Annotated in this window: 20 protein-coding genes and 1 tRNA gene; 11 read left to right on the forward strand and 10 right to left on the reverse strand. The window is 61.0% G+C overall.

The window, feature by feature from the left end; all coding sequences use genetic code 11:
- Positions 1-10: 10 nt before the first annotated feature.
- Entirely contained in the window at positions 11-787 is a 777-nt protein-coding gene (locus CAF90_RS05660) for a pyrroline-5-carboxylate reductase (RefSeq protein ID WP_085604692.1), read from the reverse strand.
- Positions 777-1,484: a TetR/AcrR family transcriptional regulator gene (locus CAF90_RS05665; protein WP_085604695.1), complete on the reverse strand. Its 708-nt coding sequence runs from the start codon at positions 1,482-1,484 to the stop codon at positions 777-779. The genes CAF90_RS05660 and CAF90_RS05665 overlap by 11 nt, the downstream gene beginning before the upstream one ends.
- 699 nt (positions 1,485-2,183) lie before the next feature.
- On the opposite strand from CAF90_RS05665, the gene CAF90_RS05670 reads away from it, so the two are divergent.
- The 6 genes from CAF90_RS05670 (at position 2,184) to CAF90_RS05695 (ending at position 5,824) form a co-directional block, all read left to right on the forward strand.
- On the forward strand, positions 2,184-2,369 hold the full coding sequence (locus tag CAF90_RS05670; protein WP_085604698.1) for a DUF1843 domain-containing protein: 186 nt from the start codon (positions 2,184-2,186) through the stop codon (positions 2,367-2,369).
- Between the two features lie 34 nt (positions 2,370-2,403).
- The gene (locus CAF90_RS05675; protein ID WP_085605176.1) at positions 2,404-3,030 is read left to right on the forward strand and encodes a DUF1842 domain-containing protein; all 627 of its coding nucleotides are present in this window, start codon (positions 2,404-2,406) and stop codon (positions 3,028-3,030) included.
- A gap of 41 nt (positions 3,031-3,071) precedes the next feature.
- Positions 3,072-3,650, forward strand: a complete 579-nt coding sequence (locus tag CAF90_RS05680; protein ID WP_085604701.1) for a DUF1842 domain-containing protein — start codon at positions 3,072-3,074, stop codon at positions 3,648-3,650.
- Positions 3,651-3,753: 103 nt separating this feature from the next.
- Positions 3,754-5,217, forward strand: coding sequence for a GDL motif peptide-associated radical SAM/SPASM maturase (locus CAF90_RS05685; protein ID WP_085604704.1), 1,464 nt, complete (start codon positions 3,754-3,756; stop codon positions 5,215-5,217).
- Between the two features lie 96 nt (positions 5,218-5,313).
- Entirely contained in the window at positions 5,314-5,520 is a 207-nt protein-coding gene (locus CAF90_RS05690; protein WP_085604707.1) for a hypothetical protein, read from the forward strand.
- Between the two features lie 229 nt (positions 5,521-5,749).
- Positions 5,750-5,824 (forward strand) — tRNA-Gln (locus CAF90_RS05695).
- A gap of 50 nt (positions 5,825-5,874) precedes the next feature.
- Here the strand turns inward: CAF90_RS05695 and CAF90_RS05700 are convergent.
- The 3 genes from CAF90_RS05700 to CAF90_RS05710 all read right to left on the reverse strand — a co-directional run bounded on the left by CAF90_RS05700 (position 5,875) and on the right by CAF90_RS05710 (position 7,496).
- Positions 5,875-6,267, reverse strand: coding sequence for a DUF1801 domain-containing protein (locus CAF90_RS05700; protein ID WP_085604710.1), 393 nt, complete (start codon positions 6,265-6,267; stop codon positions 5,875-5,877).
- Between the two features lie 153 nt (positions 6,268-6,420).
- Positions 6,421-6,762 (reverse strand): hypothetical protein, encoded by a 342-nt coding sequence (locus tag CAF90_RS05705; RefSeq protein WP_007955484.1) that lies wholly within the window; start codon positions 6,760-6,762, stop codon positions 6,421-6,423.
- A gap of 86 nt (positions 6,763-6,848) precedes the next feature.
- The gene (locus CAF90_RS05710; protein WP_085604713.1) at positions 6,849-7,496 is read right to left on the reverse strand and encodes an ATPase; all 648 of its coding nucleotides are present in this window, start codon (positions 7,494-7,496) and stop codon (positions 6,849-6,851) included.
- Between the two features lie 163 nt (positions 7,497-7,659).
- On the opposite strand from CAF90_RS05710, the gene CAF90_RS05715 reads away from it, so the two are divergent.
- The 4 genes from CAF90_RS05715 (at position 7,660) to CAF90_RS05725 (ending at position 9,940) form a co-directional block, all read left to right on the forward strand.
- Entirely contained in the window at positions 7,660-7,905 is a 246-nt protein-coding gene (locus CAF90_RS05715; protein ID WP_085604716.1) for a hypothetical protein, read from the forward strand.
- Positions 7,906-7,956: 51 nt separating this feature from the next.
- The gene (locus CAF90_RS05720; protein WP_085604719.1) at positions 7,957-8,988 is read left to right on the forward strand and encodes an NAD(P)-dependent alcohol dehydrogenase; all 1,032 of its coding nucleotides are present in this window, start codon (positions 7,957-7,959) and stop codon (positions 8,986-8,988) included.
- A 146-nt stretch (positions 8,989-9,134) separates the two neighbouring features.
- Complete coding sequence (locus CAF90_RS29530; protein ID WP_166673434.1) at positions 9,135-9,296, forward strand: hypothetical protein; 162 nt, start codon at positions 9,135-9,137, stop codon at positions 9,294-9,296.
- 53 nt (positions 9,297-9,349) lie between these two features.
- Positions 9,350-9,940: a helix-turn-helix domain-containing protein gene (locus CAF90_RS05725; protein ID WP_162130482.1), complete on the forward strand. Its 591-nt coding sequence runs from the start codon at positions 9,350-9,352 to the stop codon at positions 9,938-9,940.
- Between the two features lie 62 nt (positions 9,941-10,002).
- On the opposite strand, the gene CAF90_RS29670 is transcribed toward CAF90_RS05725, so the two are convergent.
- Positions 10,003-10,512, reverse strand: a complete 510-nt coding sequence (locus tag CAF90_RS29670) for a hypothetical protein (protein WP_085604723.1) — start codon at positions 10,510-10,512, stop codon at positions 10,003-10,005.
- 391 nt (positions 10,513-10,903) lie between these two features.
- Here CAF90_RS29670 and CAF90_RS05735 point away from each other — a divergent pair, with 391 nt between their 5' ends.
- Positions 10,904-11,365, forward strand: a complete 462-nt coding sequence (locus CAF90_RS05735) for a DUF3574 domain-containing protein (protein ID WP_085604726.1) — start codon at positions 10,904-10,906, stop codon at positions 11,363-11,365.
- On the opposite strand, the gene CAF90_RS05740 is transcribed toward CAF90_RS05735, so the two are convergent.
- The 4 genes from CAF90_RS05740 to CAF90_RS05755 form a co-directional block, all read right to left on the reverse strand.
- Positions 11,362-12,726 (reverse strand): APC family permease, encoded by a 1,365-nt coding sequence (locus CAF90_RS05740; protein WP_085604729.1) that lies wholly within the window; start codon positions 12,724-12,726, stop codon positions 11,362-11,364. The two genes, CAF90_RS05735 and CAF90_RS05740, sit on opposite strands and share 4 nt — an antisense overlap.
- Before the next feature lie 42 nt (positions 12,727-12,768).
- Entirely contained in the window at positions 12,769-15,156 is a 2,388-nt protein-coding gene (locus CAF90_RS05745; RefSeq protein WP_064381954.1) for a TonB-dependent siderophore receptor, read from the reverse strand.
- A 387-nt stretch (positions 15,157-15,543) separates the two neighbouring features.
- On the reverse strand, positions 15,544-16,209 hold the full coding sequence (locus CAF90_RS05750) for a sulfite oxidase-like oxidoreductase (protein WP_085604732.1): 666 nt from the start codon (positions 16,207-16,209) through the stop codon (positions 15,544-15,546).
- 9 nt (positions 16,210-16,218) lie between these two features.
- Positions 16,219-17,274, reverse strand: a complete 1,056-nt coding sequence (locus CAF90_RS05755; RefSeq protein ID WP_007955504.1) for a substrate-binding domain-containing protein — start codon at positions 17,272-17,274, stop codon at positions 16,219-16,221.
- Positions 17,275-17,286 lie beyond the last annotated feature (12 nt).

Below are 17,286 nucleotides of genomic sequence, written 5' to 3' on the forward strand. Positions count from 1 at the left end.
TATCTGCCCACTACAGGCCGCGCCGGGCAACCTGGGCGCCGGCCTGTACGGCCCGACCCACGATGTCTTCGAGGTTCTGCCCGGTCATCGACTGCAACGCAGCCGCCGTGACCCCGCGATAAGCCATCAAGGCATCCAGCAGAGCTTGCGGTTCCCGCCCCGCCAGCAGTTGACCGCCGCCCACCACCACCGCCCGTGCCGCCCGCTGCGCAATCCGCGCGGGGATGCCGGCCGCTTCGGCCTGACTGGCGAGCGCAGCGCACAACAGCGCCGGAAACGCCGGCCCGGTACCGGACAACGCGCTCAGATAATCGATGCAGTCTTCATCGGGCACCTCGTCCGCCGTGCCCACGCATTCGAACAATCGCTGCAGCCAGTCGCGCTCTTCATCGGTCAAGGAGCCGGCCACGAACCACGGCGTATAGGATTGGCGGATCTCCACCGCCGCGTTCGGCATGGCCCGCACCACCACTCGCGCGCCTGTCGCGGCACCGAGGGTGGACGCTGAAATGCCGGCCATCAGCGATACCAGCGTTTTGCCTCGGGCATCGATCTGCAACGCCCGAAACTGCTCGGGCCGGACCGAGAGCATTACAATATCGCTGCTGTCGACCAGCGACTGGTTGTCCTTCAACACGCGCACTCCCGGCGCAACATCAGCACTGCCCGAGCGGTTCGAGATCAGCAGATCACTCGGCCTGATAAATCCCAGGTCCAGCAACGATTCGGCAATCGCCTTTCCCAGCCAGCCCGTGCCGCCGATGATCCCCAGCGTTCTATTGGTCATCGGGCAGCGCCTCTTCGAAGGTTTCCACCAGTGGAACAAACACCCCCGGCTCCGTCTCGGCATAACCGAACTGACCGAAAAACCGGTCCAGCTCGCGCCGCTTGGGTGACTTTCCGGTGAACACGGTGACGTACTGCGGGATTCGCCGGAACCGCACGATCACGTCTTCGGTGGTTTTCATCGAGATGTAGCCGATCTGCGTGAGATAGATCGTCCGGGCACGGGCATCGGCCGCCCCCGGCTCGTAACCGAAACGGCGAAACATAGCGGCCAGCGCATTGATCCGCGCATCGTCGGCCAGCGCGATTTGCCCGGCGACTTCATCCGATTGCAACGCCCAGCTGCGCACGGCGAATTCAAACTGCGAATCGAACAACGCAGGGTTCAGCCAGCATTCGAAAACATTGAGGATCGCCTCGGACACGCTTTCGGCATAACGCTCGCACTGCCCCACCAGCCCACCGGTGTTCTTGTCCCGCCAGCGGGCCAGCAGCGCCGCGAGCAGTTGCTCCCGATCTTCGTAGAACCAGTAGAAGCTGGTGCGCGACAGGTTAAGGCGCTTGGCCAGCGGCATTACCCTGACCGCATCGACTCCGGATTCCTTCAAAGCCTCATACGCGGCGTCCAGCCAGACGTCCACAGAACCGCGCCATCCTGAATCCTGAGCCTTGTTTTTTGTCCGTCCTGCCTGCGTCATTGCAATGCACCTGTCTTTGAGACTTTGACCGGACTTTACACGGGGCGTACACACAATGTACATCGGCGTACATTTTCCATTTTCGAACGTTCCTCAGCGTCCATGGCGATCTCGATTCAATCGCTTGAACACGCTGCCGAAAGGTCGGTTGTGCGTGCGCCAAAATCCCTGCATTGGACAGACATGACCGTTCGGCGCTTTTTCTGGCAGCCCTGCACAAACGGGTCTAGGGTTGCGTGGCTGGCAAAATGCTGGCCACTTGGCAAGCGTCGCTCGACGAGCGCCATCAGCGGCACTGGAAGAAAAATCAGGGATGGTTTTTGTGCTTGCGCGGGTATTGCACTCTTGAAGAGTGAACGACCTATCCCTGTGTTTCGTTGCTTTCTATCAAGGACAGAAAGATGACCAACGTACAGGTGAGTTTCCCCCGTTTGCCCCACCGGCAACCCCCTTCATTGACGCCCGAGGCCAGGCCCGACGGTTTTGGCTGACGACGCTTGCGCGTGAGACGGCGCTGCGGTGTCGCCCCTGCGCGAACCCTGTTTGCGAATTGATCAGATCCCGACAGATCAGGCTGTCACGTCGCCGAGAATCCCGGTTGCCGGTGGTTCTGGCCGATGTCGTTCGCCTGCCTGTCTGGAAAGGCGCCCCTTCTGCGCAAGGGGTCGAGCGGCACACACCCACAAGGAAGGCCTCGATATGACCGGTTCAAACCACAACATCCCGCCCTACGGCGTCGCCATCCAGAGCGCGATCACCGACGGCGATCTGCAGCAGATGAAGACTTTGTTGAAGCAGCGCGATTCAACGAAGCCGGAAGCGAAGGAGCTACAAACCGCGTACGAAAAACTGGCCAAAGAAGTTTCTCGACTGGAAAAACCCTAAGGCCATTTCCCACATTGCAATGGAGGCAATCAACATGTCAGCAACTCAGCAAAATGTCGGCTTGTTCCCGGTGAGCTACCGGATCGGTACGGGCCAGCCAGGGGCGCAGAGTCTTGCGCTGAACCTGCTGGTGTCCACGCCACAGCAGCATGTCACCGGCAACGCCGCGGTGACTCAGGCGACCAATCCGCCGCTCGACATCGACTCGGACGTCTGGGGCGAATACACCTACATGACGGTGATGAAGCCCGGTGTCAGCAAGATCCTGATCACCGCCCAGGGCAACCACGGCGGCCCTGGCTCCAACTCCATCATCAACTTCAAGATCCATCTGGTGGTCGGCACCGACTGGCGCGAAGGCGTGGCCAACTATGAGTACTTCGACGGCCAGCGCTGGCACGAAATCAACAACGTGCCGGCGCATCTGGTGGAGGTGCCTTCGAACGTCCTTCAGCCGTTCAATCCCGGCCCGGTGATCGAGCCGCACAAGCCGGTCCTGCCGCTGTACGCCGCGCCGATTCAGGGCGCTATCGCCAGCGGTGACCTGGCCCAGATGAAAAGCCTGTCCGCACAGGCCAGACAGCAGCTGGAGCAACTGCCGCTGTTGCGCAAAGCCGTGGACGACGCCAACAAAGAAATCAGCCGCGTGCAAAGTCGCTGATCGGCAATCTGGAACCATAACTTTCACAAGGGAGCAGCATCATGTCGATCGGACTTTTTCACACCCGCCTCATCGCCAGTAACTCACTGCTGGGCGCACCGGTTCTGACCCTCGATATCGTGGTCGATACCGTCCGCAAAAAAGTCAGCGGAACCGCCAGCGTGTTTCAAAGCACCTGGCCACCGGTAAATTTCCATGCCCGGGTCTGGGGCGATTACTCCGAGGCCAGGCTCACGCCATCCACCGAGACCTACCTTATTCTCACCCTCGACGGCAGCCCGAGCGGCCCGGTGAGCCAGATCGCCCAGACCTTCCACCTCAAGGGCATTCTGAACGACTGGACCAGCGGTTTTATCGATTACCGCTACAACGAAGGCGGCCAGTGGCAGGACGTGCGGCACGTTGCCGTGCATCAGGCGCCGAGCGTCGAGCCACTGCCGCCCGAGCATCATGTCCAGCCGCTGTATGCGGTGGCCGTGCAAACAGCTCAGGCCAGCGGTGATCTGGCGCAGTTGAAAGTCGCCGTGCAGCAGGGCGAACAACAGCTGGCCCACGAGGACGCCTTGCGCAGTGCCCTTGCGCAGCTGAACGCGGAAATCGCGCGACTGGAAGCGCGCTAAGCGGTACGGCCCGGGCGCGGTCATGGGTGACCGCGCCCGGTCTTCCAGCCAATCGAGGTCAGTCCAATCGTGCCGCGCACAGGCCCGTGCGCAAGGATCTCCCATGACAGACAACCGCCCTGCCCGCTACCTCAGCGACACCGATCTCAAACGCTACGTGCCGGTGCACGTGGTCTGGGAAATCACCCTCGCCTGCGACCTCAAGTGCCTGCATTGCGGCTCCCGCGCGGGGCATCGGCGTCCCGATGAACTCAACACCCGCGAATGCCTCGATGTGATCGATTCCCTCGCCGCCCTCGGCACCCGCGAGATCACCCTGATCGGCGGCGAAGCCTATTTGCGCAAGGACTGGACGCAACTGATCCGCGCCATCCACGACCACGGCATGTACTGCGCGATCCAGACTGGCGGGCGCAATCTGACGCCGGCGAAAATGCAGGCAGCGGTCGATGCCGGGCTCAACGGGGTCGGCATTTCCCTGGACGGACTCGCGCCGCTGCACGACCAGGTGCGCAACGTGCCCGGCTCGTTCGACAAGGCCGTCGACACCCTGCGCCGGGCCAAGGCGTCGGGGCTGGCGGTGAGCGTCAACACCCAGATCGGCGCGGCCACGTTGCCGGACTTGCCGGAGCTGATGGACACCATCATCGAGCTCGGCGCCACCCATTGGCAGATCCAGATCACGGTGGCCATGGGCAACGCCGTCGACCATCCGGAACTGTTGCTCCAGCCGTATAAGCTGCTGGAAGTGATGCCGCTGCTTGCCCGGTTGTACCGCGAAGGGCTGGATCGCGGCCTGCTGATGAACGTCGGCAACAACATCGGTTATTACGGCCCTTACGAACATCTGTGGCGCGGCTTCGGTGACGAGCGCGTGCACTGGAGCGGCTGCGCGGCCGGCCAGACCGTGCTGGCGCTGGAAGCAGACGGCACGGTGAAAGGTTGCCCGTCACTGGCGACCGTTGGTTTCTCCGGCGGCAACGTGCGCAACATGAGCCTGCACGATATCTGGCACTACAGCGAAGGCATGCACTTCGGCCGCCTGCGCTCGGTCGATGACCTGTGGGGCTACTGCCGAAGCTGTTATTACAACGACGTCTGCCGGGGCGGCTGCACCTGGACATCGCACTCGCTGCTGGGCAAACCCGGTAACAATCCCTACTGCCACTACCGAACCCTGGAATTGCAAAAACAGGGTCTGCGCGAGCGCATCGTCAAAGTCGAAGACGCCGCCCAACGCTCGTTTGCCGTCGGACGTTTTGACCTGATCACCGAACGCATCGACACCGGCGAAAAAGTCAGCAGCGTCAGCGACAGCGGGCAAGTGATCAAACTGACCTGGATCAATCAGGGCCAGTCCTCCCCCGAGGAAGGACGCCTGCCGACGCAACTGGCCCTGTGCCGCGACTGCCTGCAATACATCCAGCCGCACGAATCGATCTGCCCGCACTGCCACGCCGACGTCGCCGCCGCCGAGGCCCGACACCTGACCGACCGGGCGCGGCAGCAGGCGATCATGAAGACGCTGACCGGTTTGCTGGCGGGAGTGCCGGGTTCGTTGAGCTGAGACGGTGACGGCTGCCGTTTGCCCGCTCGCCGCGAAAAATCTCGAACTCGCTCAGTGGCGCTGCATCCAACGATTAAGCCAACGGAGGTCAGCGCCATGAACAACGACAGTAAAGCTCCACCCACCGATAAGTCCGGCAAACCGGTCAATGTGGTGAAACGCGATCTTGAAGACCCGGACGACGACACCCGCGGCGTGGATGAGGTCATCACGCCCTCGTCGACCCGCACCAAGGAACAGGACGCTGAAGCGTTGCAACGCAAGGTCGACGAAATCGAACGCAAGGTTGCAGACGGCAACTGATCGGTTGGTCGAGGCAGGTCTTTGCCAGGTTTTCGGGCTACAGCGGTCGCGCCGGCTTGCATGGCGTTCGCTGAAAAGCCCGAAAAACCTGACCGGCGATACCGTCCGGGAAATAAGTAGCTGTTTTCTCTGAAATTTATTGGCTTCAGGGGTTCACAGAACGCAAGAGCGCTGGTAAAGTGCCGCCCACTGTTGCAGAGGTCCTCCCGGGACTGAAACCAATAGCTACAGGGGCGTCGCCAAGCGGTAAGGCAGCAGGTTTTGATCCTGCCATGCGTTGGTTCGAATCCAGCCGCCCCTGCCATTTTTTCCTCGTTTCACCCTACTCCGCTTCACCTTTGCCTCAACGGCAAATCATTTCTTTGTATTCAACGTAATCGCCGAACGCACCAGCGCTTTCAGTGCCTTTGCATCGATCTTGTCGTCTTCGTGAACATCAATCGCCCGCCGGGTATTGCCCTCCAGACTGGCGTTGAACAGTCCTGATGGATCCTCCAGCGCCGCGCCTTTGGCGAAGGTCATTTTCACCACGGCCTTATAGGTTTCCCCGGTGCAGATGATGCCGTTGTGTGACCAGACCGGAACGCCCCGCCACTTCCATTCCTCGACAACTTCCGGATCCGCCTGATGAATGATCGCGCGGATCTCGGCCAACTTCTGGCCGCGCCAGTCGTTCAGTTCCTTGATTCTCGCGTCGATCAGCACAGAGGGATTCTCAGTCGCCGCGCCGCTGCTTTCCTTCCTCATATCCTTGTTCTCCCGAAAACCTTTTCCGCTATCCAGCGTAGCGCCGACTGCGCCAAACGCCGGGCAAAAAAAGCCCCGCAAGGTGCGGGGCAAAAGAATTGGTTGGTTGCGGCCAACCAAAGGAGCATCGTCAAAAGCGTTAACCGTCAGGCGTTACAGGCACTCCTGGGCAGCCCGTTCAAAACTCGACGGCATGAAACTCGACGCCAGCAAGTGGCGCTCATACAAAAACACCTTGCCGCCGTCCTGTGCCTTGTAGGCTTCCAGGACGTTGTCCGCCGCCACCTTGCTCGGCACCACGATCCGGTAGCTGCGCTGGGTCTGCGAAACCGTCGGGTTCAGCGCGCTGCCCTGCAGTTTCGGCACCACGCATTCGGCGTACTGGGCAGGCGTCTTGTGCGTCTGCAGGGTCAGCGTCGGGTCGTTCGGCGCAGAAGCGCATGCGGTCAGCAACAAACTGGCAGAAGCCATGGCAGGGATAAAAAAGGCACGCATGGATAAAATCCTGAAAATAAAAGGTTCGGTTCTTCGGCAACGTTCAGTGTCACGGGCACTGCCGTTGCCGTTTTTGATTTGGGTGTTCAGCCTGCACTCACCAGGGCTTTGAGCGAGTCATCGAACTGCTTCAAGGCACTCAGTTGCAGGTCGCGCTGCTGTTCAATCCCGGCAGCGATTTCGGGCGCTGCCTTGTTGTGTACCCACACCGAAGGCAGTTGCTTCTCCACCGCGCCTTCGGCCTTGCCGATGTATTGCAGGTTGGCGTCGTAGAAGCGTGCGGCAAACCGCGCTTCGACCTGACTGTTGCGTTGGGTCAGCAGCCGGTTGTGGGTGTCGAGCATCACCACCACGTCCGGATGGGCCTGCACCAGCGCATCGAGGCTGTCGTAGACGGTCACCGAGAGAAACTGTTGTTGCAGCGAACTCATCAGCCAGTCGATGGCCAGTTCCGGATCGGAGCTGTCGACGAAGGCGTCACGGATTCGCGCATCGAGCGCATCCTTGGCACCGTTCACCGCTACATCGTGGTAACGCTCGAGGTATTGCAAGTTGTCCAGGGTGTTTTCGCTGTACAGCACACCGACGGTTTGCGAGTGCTGCAGCGCGGCGCTGCTGCCGGCGACGGGCAGAAAATGGCACGACCGGGCGTCGTCTGCGTAGGCTGGGGCTACGGAAGCGGCCACCCCGCCCATCAGCAGGGCGACTACAGCCAGTCGGGTCAAAGTCTTCATCGCGCAATTCCTTCAGCGGTGTGTTCGATGGAGGCGATTTTCCGCCCATCGGCGCCAAAGCAGAACTTGCGTTTCTTGATGGTCACTATTACTTGAACCAATAGTTGCGCGGCGTGCAGACTGCTGCACACTCAATCACAACGAAAACAGATGAGGATTACCCGTGCGAACCTTTGATCTGATCCGCGATGCCGTCCTGCCCGAATTCCGCGACCGGGTGGCCGAATACCTGGTCGAATACGAAACCGTGCTGGGCCAGTCAGCGGACAATTCGGAGTCGGTGCGGGCCGCGGCCAATCAACTGCGCGGCTATTTGCGCGGCCTCAATACCACCCGAGTGCTGGGTATGGCGGACTGGGAAGAACTCGACCGGCGCGTGCTGAACACCTGGCTAGCGCCCGCTCGATGACACGCTAGACTCTTCAGGCTGCGCCCGCAGCGCCAGACCTGGAGGTGTCCCATGAGCAATAACACCGAACCCACGACATTCACCGGCTGGGCCGCCACCTCGGCCGGCGCGCCGCTGGAGCACTTCAGTTACGACCCCGGCCCGCTGGGCGATGAGGAGGTCGAAGTCGCCGTGGAATATTGCGGCGTCTGTCACTCCGACCAGTCGCTGATCGACAACGACTGGGGCATCAGCCAATACCCGTTCATTCCCGGCCATGAAGTGGTCGGCCGCATCGTGCGCACAGGCCCGCAGGTGCGCGGCCTGGAAGTCGGCCAGCGTGTGGGGATCGGCTGGTATAAGGGCAGTTGCATGCATTGCTCGTCCTGCATCGGCGGTTCCCATCACCTTTGCGCTACGGCCAAACCGACGATCATCGGCAGCCATGGCGGATTCGCCGATCGCCTGCGCACGCACTGGGCCTGGGCGCTGAAACTCCCGGACAACCTCGACCCGGCACTCGCCGGCCCGCTGTTCTGCGCCGGCTCCACGGTCTTCAATCCGCTGGTGGAGTTCGACATCAAACCGACCGACCGGGTCGGCGTGGTGGGCATCGGCGGCCTCGGACACCTGGCGCTGCGGTTTCTCAATGCCTGGGGTTGCGACGTCACGGCCTTCACCTCTTCCCTGAGCAAACAGGAAGAAGCCAAGCGCCTCGGCGCCCACAAGGTCGTCGCCTCCACCGACAGCGAGGCGCTGAAAGCAATTGCCGGCACCCTCGACTTTCTGCTGATCACCGCCAACGCCAACCTCGACTGGACGGCCATGCTCGCCACCCTTCGCGGCAAGGGCCGGCTGCACTTCGTCGGCATCGTGCCCGACGCGATTCCGGTGCATGTGTTCAATCTCATCCCTCAACAAAAGTCCCTGTCAGCCTCCCCAGTCGGCTCGCCCGCCACGGCAGCGACCATGCTGGAGTTCTGCGCGCGGCATCAGATCCTGCCGCAGGTGGAGGAATTTCCGATGAGCAAGGTTAATGAAGCAGTCGACCATCTGCGCAGCGGCAAGGCGCGGTACAGGATTGTGCTGAACGCCAGCAAATGAAGGATCGGCGCGCCGGTTGCCATCGGCGCGCCAATCATTTCATATAGAACTCAATTGAATTAATAAATAAACAATCAGTGTTTATCGTTATAAAAATCTCGGCGTACTCTCACCTCATCCCGTCATTGAACACAGTGAAGTGCGCCATGAAACCGACTGACAACCTGATCGACTTCGCCGTCTACCGCAAACGCCGCCACGCCCAGCAACAGGCCCGGCTGATGTGGGAAATGTATGCGCGCAATGCCGGTTATCAGGCTTACCAGTGGGTGCAGGCCGCTCGTTCCGGCGAGACGCGTCAAGCGTGAACGCGCGTGAACCCTCGCGCTTTCTGGCGAGCGCCGATGAACCTGTGCTGGACCTGAACAACCTCGATTCCCTGGAAGAAGACCCGATCTGTGAACGCGTCGCGCAGAACCTGCAACGCCTGCGCGGCAAGCGGCACCTGTCGCTCGATGCCCTCGCCCGCCAGTGTGGCGTGAGCCGGGCGATGCTGGCGCAGATCGAGTCCGGGCGCAGCGTGCCGTCGATCAAGGTGCTGTGCAAAATCGCCAAGGGTTTGAAGGTGTCGGTGGCAGCGTTTCTGGAGCACCGCGCGTTTGAAGGCGTGGCCGTGTTGTCGGCGAGCCAGAGCAAGCGGCTGGTCAGCGCCAGTGGTGCCTTTGTCAGCCGAGCGCTGTTTCCCTTTGATGTGGCGCGCCAGTCGGAATTCTATGAACTGCGCCTGAGCCCGCTGGGCGAAGATCAATCCGAGGGCCACGGCCCGGGCGTGCAGGAAAATCTGGTGGTGGCCCAGGGCGTGCTGGAGATCAGTGTCAACGACGAGCGCTATCTGCTGTCGACGGGCGACTCGATCCTGTTTTACGCCGACCAGCCCCATCGATACCGCAACCCCGCCGACAGTGAAGCGGTGGCGTATCTGGTGGTGACCTACCCCGAACGCCTGGACTGACAGACAGACAACAAAAAGCCCGACCGGGAATTTCCCGGTCGGGCTTTTTCATGCCTGAAGACTTAGCAGGTGCAGCACATCATCGGCATGCCGTTGCAGCTCATCATCATCGGCATGCTGCAGTCGTTCATCATTTTCATCATCAGGGCGCAGCAGTTCTTCATCATGTCCATGTTCATGCCCGGCATCGGCATGATTTTGCACATCATGCAGTCGGCCATCATGGTGCATTCCATCACGCACTTCATCGATGGCATCGGCATGCCCATCATCGGCATCGGCATCATCATGTTCATCATCGGCATGGCCATGGCCGCCGGGGACATGCACATCATGCTCATGTTGCCGCAATGCATCATCATCGGCATGCCGCAGTCCATCATCATCTGCATCATTTCAGCGCTGTTCTTGAACATGGTCATGTCCATGCCAGCGGCCGGCATCATCTTGCACATCATGCCGTCGTCCATCATGTCGCAGCTCATGGTCGCCATCATCATCGGCATGCCCGTCATCGGCATCATCGGCATGTTGGCGTTCATCGGCATTTGCATCTGCATGGCGTTCATCATGGTGAAGCTCCCTGAGGATTTAAGAACTGGATGAGAATTTGATGGAGCGGATTCTAAGGATTGAAAAATCCGCAACAAGCTGTCCATCGAGCAGCAAAAAGTGCTGTTCAAACGCTTCAAGTGCAGCGTTCCGTGCGACTTGAACCGTTGCAGCAGCAGAGTAGACGCCATGACAGATCCGGCAAATGCAGGAGCAGTTTTTTGAACGTCATGGATATGCGATCCAACTCCAAGCAAATAACTTAAAGAAATAATCGTTCTAACCAGCGCGCATTATTTTCACTGTATTTGCTTATTCCATTAGTTCAGCGACGATCCACTTTTTAATCTTTTATTGCTATTAACCGTCACCTCTATAATTCGGGACAGTTCTTAACAATAAGGAAGTTCCATGCCGCAACGTTTTCTATTGGCAGCACTGTTCCTGGCGGTCGCCGGGTGTGCCAGCCCTCCTCCGGTTTCCGTGCATACCAAAGATCCCGCAAGTTCCACACTGCAAGGCGATGCCACGCGACCGGCGCAGGCGCAGTGGGTGCGCACCGAGTTGTACTTCTCGGTGGGGCCGCTGGAAGGCAAGGAAGGTGTGGTGAGCCCGGCGCGCTGGCGCGAGTTTCTCGATCAGGAAGTAACGACGCGGTTCCCGGACGGGTTCAGCGTGTTCGATGCGTATGGGCAGTGGAAGGACCACGACGCGAAAGTGCCCGAGCGACTGGCGACCAAGGTGATTGTGATCCTGCACGAAAGCGGGCCGAAACGTGAGAGTGACATTGAGGCGATTCGTTTGGCTTACAAGCGGATTACGGGGGATTTGTCGGTGCTGCGGTTGTCGCAGCCGGCGGTGGTGTCCTTCTAATCTACCCTCCGTTGCAGAGCCTGCCGAGGTGTCGACACCAGGCGGCTCAACCCGGCCAGCAACAACGCGCCAACCATCAAAACCCCGATCCCCAGAAACGCCCCCAACCCCACCACCGTCACGCTGGAATACAGCATGTAAACGCACAACACAAAAAACAGCAGCGGCAAAACCGGATAAAGCGGCACCCTCACCGGCCGAGTCACCTCGGGGAAATGCCTGCGCAGAATAATCAACGCCAGGCTGCTCAAACTCAGAAACAACCAATACACCGGCGTCAGATACTCAACCATGGTGTTGAAGCCACTCTGGGTAAAACTGCCAAACAACACCAGCAACAACGCCACCGCCCCCTCCGCCAGCAATGCCTTTCGCGGTACACCGTCACGCTCGTCCCATTCGCCGAAGCGGCGCAATTGCGCCACATCGAGGGCGGCGGCGTAGGTGGTGCGGGCGCCGACCAGCAAGGTCGAGTTGATAGTGGCGATGGCCGCGATGCCGACCATCAGCAGGATCAGCAGCACGCCCGGGGCACCGAAGGCGCGGTTCAACAATTCCACCGCCGGCGCATTGCTCGCCGCCAGACCTTCGAATCCCAGCCCTTGGACGAACGCCCAGTTCAGCGCCAGATAGATCGCCATCAACACCGTCAGCGCACCGAGCATGGCGATGAAGATCCCGCGTCGACCATCGCGCACTTCGGCGGACAATGTCGCTGCATCGCTCCAGCCGCCGAAGGCCAGAAACACAAAGATCATCGCCGCAGAAAACCCTGCCGCGCCGGTGTGTTCGGGCACCACCGGATCACTGGGCAGCGTCGGTTCGATCCCTTGCCACGCCAGCCAGACTCCGGCGCTGGCAATGCTCAGGAACCCGAGAGCAAGCAGCCCGACCAGCACCGTCTGAGTCATGAAACCAATGTGCTTGCCCGTCAGATTCAGCAGCACCAACGCTGCAATGATCGCACCGGCAAACACCCCCGATCCGTAATGCCCCAACGGCACGACCGCGTTGAAGTAATCGGCAAACATGAACGCCGACAACGCGATCCACCCGGTGTGCATCACCGAGAACCGCGACCAGGCAAACAGGAAACCCATACGCTCGCCGTAAGCGGTGCGCAGGAAATGATAGTCACCGCCCGGATGCGGGAACGCGGTGGCCATCTCGGCAAAGCACAAGGCCCCGGCCATCGACGCCAGTCCGCCGAGCACCCAGACCCAATAGAAATGTTCCGGCCCGACGTTCAAGGCTACGGTCGGCGCGGTTTTGAGAATATCGGTGGTGATGACCATGCCCAGCGTGATCAGCAATGCCTGGAACACCGGCAGGTGCCGCTTGGGGCCATTGGTTTGAGTCATGAAGGTTCCCGCTGATGATCCGCCATCCATGGCGGAAAAGACTCAGAAGCCGTAAGTGGCGGTGGCGTAGTAATAAGCGCCGTTGGTGCCGATCGGCGACAGCACGTCGTACGGCAGGTTACCGCCGTAGTTGATGGCCGAGCCGGAGCGTTCCGGGTAGTTGTCGGTCAGGTTGTTGCCGCCCAGGGCGATACTGAATTTCGGGGTGAATTTGTAGGTCACCTCGGCGTCCAGCTGCCACACCGCGCCATAGGTTTGCTCCGGCTGCGAGTCGCCGAAATCGAACACCCGAGTGGTCTCGCCCTGACGGGTCAGACGCCCGAGCAGGCCCCAGTGTTCGCTGGTCCAGTTGGCGGAAAACACGAAGCGATCCTTGGGCGCAGCATCGGTCAGGGTGTTGCGTTCCTCGACGCCGACCAGCGCGTCATTGCCGATGCCCAGCGCTGTCAGTTGCGACGGCGTGCCCTTGGTGCTGGTGACCTTGGTGTGGTTGTAGGTGTACGCGGTGGTCAGTCCCAGTTGCCCGTCGTAGAACGGCTGATGGTAGTTGAGCACCAGTTCGGCGCCGTCGGTGCTGGTGTCGGCGGCGTTGGTGAAGAAGTTGACGTCGTGGACGCCCGGCACGCCGAAGTTGTCGTTGATGTAGCTTTCCAGCGCGTCGCTGCCGATTCGCTGGGACAGGGTGATGCGGTCTTTGACGTCAATGCGGAACACGTCGAGCGACGCATCGAAGCGCTCGTTCAACTGGAACGTCAGGCCGAGGCTGAAGTTCTTCGAGGTTTCCGGATCGAGTTTTTCTGCGCCCAGGGCACGGGCAATCGGATCGTTGACTGACAGCACGCGGATATCGGTGAGCGTGCCGCCGTCGCCGAAGTTGCTGGTGGTGTTCTGGAAGCCACTCTGGGCCAGCGACGGCGCGCGGAAGTTGTTCGACACCGCACCGCGCAACGCCCATTGATCGGTCAGCTTGTAGCGACCGCTGAGCTTGCCGGTGAGTTTGCTGCCGGCGTCATCGTAATGTTCCCAGCGCGTGGCGGCATCGACGAAGAAGCGATCGGTGAGATCACCGGACAATTCGGCGTAGGTGCCGAACACGTTGCGATCCAGATCCGACTCTTCACTCGGGCGCAGGCCGTTGGCGCCATCGGCCCCGGAGCCGATGTAAGAGGCTTCGTCCCCGGCAAATGTCAGGTAGTTTTCGTAGCGATATTCACCGCCCACCGCCAGCACGAACGAGCGGCCGCCAAGGCGCAATTCGCGGCTGAAATCCAGGTTGGTGGTGGTCTGGCGCAACTCGTAGTCGCCAGTGTCGAAGCGGGTCGGCGAGTCTGCGCCGAGGCTGACGTTGAGGGTGCGACGGGTTGCCGATTCGAAGCGGTTGCGACCGTGGGTGACGCTGCTGTCGAAATCCCAGTCGTCGCCGATCAGACCTTTGTAACCGGCGGTGGCGGAGATGTCGGTGTTGTCGCCCAGCGATTGCGGCAGATAGCCGTTGGGGTAGAACTGCGGCTGCTCGGACGGGTAGCGGTAGAACTCGGCGCCGGTGGTGTGGCGTTCGTTGTAGGTGCCGAAGCTGTAGGCCTTGCCGCCGGCCAGCGGCAATTCGCCGTTGAACCAGGCGTTGACGTCCCGCGCCACACCGTCGCCCATCACATAGTTGCGCTGGCCCGGGGTGTCGGCGAAACCGTCGTAGCCGGCGCGGTTGGTCGGGTTGCGATCCTTGTACTCGGTGCCGCCGCGAATGAAGCCGCCCTCCTCGCCCAGCCGCGTGCCGATCTTGGCGGTGGTCACGCTGTTCTGGCCGTCGGTGGTGGTTTTGCCGATGGCGTCCTGGTGGGTGTGATAGGCGCCGTAGCTGGTGGAGACTTCGCCGCCCTCGGGTGCGTCGTCGAGGATGATGTTGATCACCCCGGCAATCGCGTCGGAGCCGTACTGCGCGCCAGCGCCGTCACGCAGCACTTCGATGCGTTTGATCGCGCTGATCGGGATCGAGTTGAAGTCCACCGGCGCCGTGCCGCGACCGATTTTCGACGAGTCGTTGACCACTGCCGAGGTGTGGCGGCGCTTGCCGTTGACCAGCACCAGCACCTGATCCGGGCTCATGCCGCGCAGCTGTGCGGCGCGCACATGGTCGGCGCCGCCGGAGTTGGACTGGCGCGGAAAACTGAACGACGGCAACAGTGTCTGCAACGCCTGGCCCAGCTCGCCGCCACTGGCGCCGGCGGTCTTCAGGTCCTCGGCGGTCAGCACATCCACCGGCACCGGCGAATCCAGCACCGTGCGTGCGGTGCCCCGGGTGCCGGTGACCAGCACGGTACCCAGCCGTGTGTCATCGTCGACGCGCGCGGAAGTCTCTTCGGCTTGCGCAGGAAGTTGCCAGATTGCACTGACAACAGCGATGGCGAGTAATGAACGCGAACGGTGAATCATGCGACAGCTCCTTGAATCGCAGTTAATAACCGGCCGCTGCCGAATCATGAAGTGTCGGCAATCGGTGCACGGCAATTTCTGCTGTAGTTTTGATATTCAGAAAGGCAGCCAAGTGTGTTGGACAACTATCGGCTGTTAGAGCGCAAGAACCCCAAAGTTAGTAGAACCCCCTGATTACCGATGCTAGACGAGCGCTCGCCTGCCGCAAAAGAACCAATAACGCTTAGGTTATGCCCGACGAATGGAGTGTTTCCTGAGCAACACTTGTGTTTGCGCAACAACATGAACACCCAACTAACCAACAACTAATCACGCACAAAAACGCACTCCACGTTGTTGTAGAGAGCGTTATTAATCTGTGTTTTTTCGGTGCGAAGTTAGATGCCGTCAGTCGAAGTCCTTTTCCCGCCAGGCATCTTCGGCAATGTCCAGCGCATCGCCGCTGAAGCGCTGTTCAATGAACGGATCGGCGTGCAAATGAAAGCCGTTGCGCTCCCAAAAGCCCGGTTGCTCCTGATCGGTGAATTCGAGCCCGCGCAGCCATTTCGCGCTCTTCCAGAAGTACCGCCCCGCCACCACCAGCCGCAGTGGCCAGCCATGTTGCGCGGTCAGCGGCTGACCGTCGTAATGGGTGGCCAGCAGGCTGTCCGGGTGCAGCAGGTCATCGAGACGCAGGTTGGTCTGGTAATCGTGATCGGCGTGGGCCATGACGAAGGACGATGTCGGCCGGATGTCCAGGGCCTGCAACAGGTCTTGCAGGTGCACGCCGCTCCAGCGGGTGTCGAACTTCGACCAGCGTGTCACGCAATGAATGTCGCATTGCAACGAGCGTTGCGGCAGCGCTTGCAGATCGGCGTAGGTCAACTCGACCGGGTTGGCCAAGGTGCCGAACAGGCGCAGCGACCACGTCGCCAGGTCATACGCCGGCACCTCGCCTTCGTGCAGGATCGGGAAACGCTCCGTCAGCACCTGCCCCGGCGGCAGCCGTTCGCCCAGCGCCACATCGGCTTTCGGCGAACGGCTCTTGCGCAGGCGCGCAGCCTTGTCGTGCATGTCGGCTCCTCAGTTCGCCACGGGAATCCACGGTGCCCGCGCGACATTCGCGGTGTCACCGAAGGCCGGCAGTTTTTGCCCCAGGTCCCGTACGTTTTTCACGTCCAGATCCAGCAGTTGCTGACGGGTGATCAGGGTCGGCGGCACCAGTACCTTGTGCCCCGGATTTTCCCCGGCAATCAGCATCGCCAGACTGCGCACGCTGATCGCGCCGGCCACTTGCGGATTGACCGCAGCGGTGGCGGCCCAGGCGCTGTCCGGCTCTTTCATGATCTGGATGTCGGCGGTGGAAATGTCGGCGCTGTAGATCTTCACCTTGCGGCTCAGACCGGCCTCGTCCACGGCGATTTTCGCGCCTTTGGCGAACTCGTCGAACGGCGCGAAGATCACGCTGATCCCCGGATTGGCCCGCAGCACGGCGCTGGCCTGATCGGCCACCGAGTTGGCAATCGGCGGATTGAGCGTGCCGAAGCGCGCCTTTTCGATGATCCCCGGATTGCTCGCCTTGACCTGGCTCCAGATCTCGTCGCGGCGCTCCATCGGCGTGAAGCCGCTGATGTAGACGTACCCGGCGTCGAAGCGGGTGCCGTTGTCCTTGACCGCTTGATCGAGTGCCAGCCGCGCCAGTGCGTGGTGATCCTGCTCGACCTGGGTCACTTGCGGCGTGTTCAGGTCGACGTCGAATGCTACGACCTTGATGCCTTTGGCGAGCGCCCGGTCGATCGGGCCTTTGAGGGTTTCCGCCAGCCCCAGTTGCACGATGATGCCGTCGACGCCGAGGTCGGCGGCCTGATCGATCATTTCACCCTGACTCGCCGCCTGCTGCCGCGCGTCGAACACCCGCAGGTTGGCGCCCAGCGCTTCGGTCTGTTTCTCCACGCCGCGCAGATAAGCTTCAGGGAAATCCCCGGAAAACAGATAGCCCACCAGCGCGATTTGAACCTGACCTTTATCGAACGGCGCCGGTGCGCCGGGCAAGGCCTTGGCCTGCGCATTGAGGGCTAGCGCCGAGAGCAACGCCCCGGCGAGGCAATGACGTGCGAACTGTTTGATTGAACCGTGCATGGATCTTTCCTT

This window comes from Pseudomonas sp. B37(2017), from assembly GCF_002112885.1.
Classification (GTDB): domain Bacteria; phylum Pseudomonadota; class Gammaproteobacteria; order Pseudomonadales; family Pseudomonadaceae; genus Aquipseudomonas; species Aquipseudomonas paraglycinae.

Excerpts from the sequence above, each read along its gene's own strand:
- CAF90_RS05660 (WP_085604692.1), bottom strand. The coding sequence starts at position 787 with ATGACCAATAGAACGCTGGGGATCATCGGCGGCACGGGCTGGCTGGGA.
- CAF90_RS05665 (WP_085604695.1), bottom strand. The coding sequence starts at position 1,484 with ATGACGCAGGCAGGACGGACAAAAAACAAGGCTCAGGATTCAGGATGG.
- CAF90_RS05670 (WP_085604698.1), top strand. The coding sequence starts at position 2,184 with ATGACCGGTTCAAACCACAACATCCCGCCCTACGGCGTCGCCATCCAG.
- CAF90_RS05675 (WP_085605176.1), top strand. The coding sequence starts at position 2,404 with ATGTCAGCAACTCAGCAAAATGTCGGCTTGTTCCCGGTGAGCTACCGG.
- CAF90_RS05680 (WP_085604701.1), top strand. The coding sequence starts at position 3,072 with ATGTCGATCGGACTTTTTCACACCCGCCTCATCGCCAGTAACTCACTG.
- CAF90_RS05685 (WP_085604704.1), top strand. The coding sequence starts at position 3,754 with ATGACAGACAACCGCCCTGCCCGCTACCTCAGCGACACCGATCTCAAA.
- CAF90_RS05690 (WP_085604707.1), top strand. The coding sequence starts at position 5,314 with ATGAACAACGACAGTAAAGCTCCACCCACCGATAAGTCCGGCAAACCG.
- CAF90_RS05700 (WP_085604710.1), bottom strand. The coding sequence starts at position 6,267 with ATGAGGAAGGAAAGCAGCGGCGCGGCGACTGAGAATCCCTCTGTGCTG.
- CAF90_RS05705 (WP_007955484.1), bottom strand. The coding sequence starts at position 6,762 with ATGCGTGCCTTTTTTATCCCTGCCATGGCTTCTGCCAGTTTGTTGCTG.
- CAF90_RS05710 (WP_085604713.1), bottom strand. The coding sequence starts at position 7,496 with ATGAAGACTTTGACCCGACTGGCTGTAGTCGCCCTGCTGATGGGCGGG.
- CAF90_RS05720 (WP_085604719.1), top strand. The coding sequence starts at position 7,957 with ATGAGCAATAACACCGAACCCACGACATTCACCGGCTGGGCCGCCACC.
- CAF90_RS29530 (WP_166673434.1), top strand. The coding sequence starts at position 9,135 with ATGAAACCGACTGACAACCTGATCGACTTCGCCGTCTACCGCAAACGC.
- CAF90_RS29670 (WP_085604723.1), bottom strand. The coding sequence starts at position 10,512 with ATGATGAACGCCATGCAGATGCAAATGCCGATGAACGCCAACATGCCG.
- CAF90_RS05735 (WP_085604726.1), top strand. The coding sequence starts at position 10,904 with ATGCCGCAACGTTTTCTATTGGCAGCACTGTTCCTGGCGGTCGCCGGG.
- CAF90_RS05740 (WP_085604729.1), bottom strand. The coding sequence starts at position 12,726 with ATGACTCAAACCAATGGCCCCAAGCGGCACCTGCCGGTGTTCCAGGCA.
- CAF90_RS05745 (WP_064381954.1), bottom strand. The coding sequence starts at position 15,156 with ATGATTCACCGTTCGCGTTCATTACTCGCCATCGCTGTTGTCAGTGCA.
- CAF90_RS05750 (WP_085604732.1), bottom strand. The coding sequence starts at position 16,209 with ATGCACGACAAGGCTGCGCGCCTGCGCAAGAGCCGTTCGCCGAAAGCC.
- CAF90_RS05755 (WP_007955504.1), bottom strand. The coding sequence starts at position 17,274 with ATGCACGGTTCAATCAAACAGTTCGCACGTCATTGCCTCGCCGGGGCG.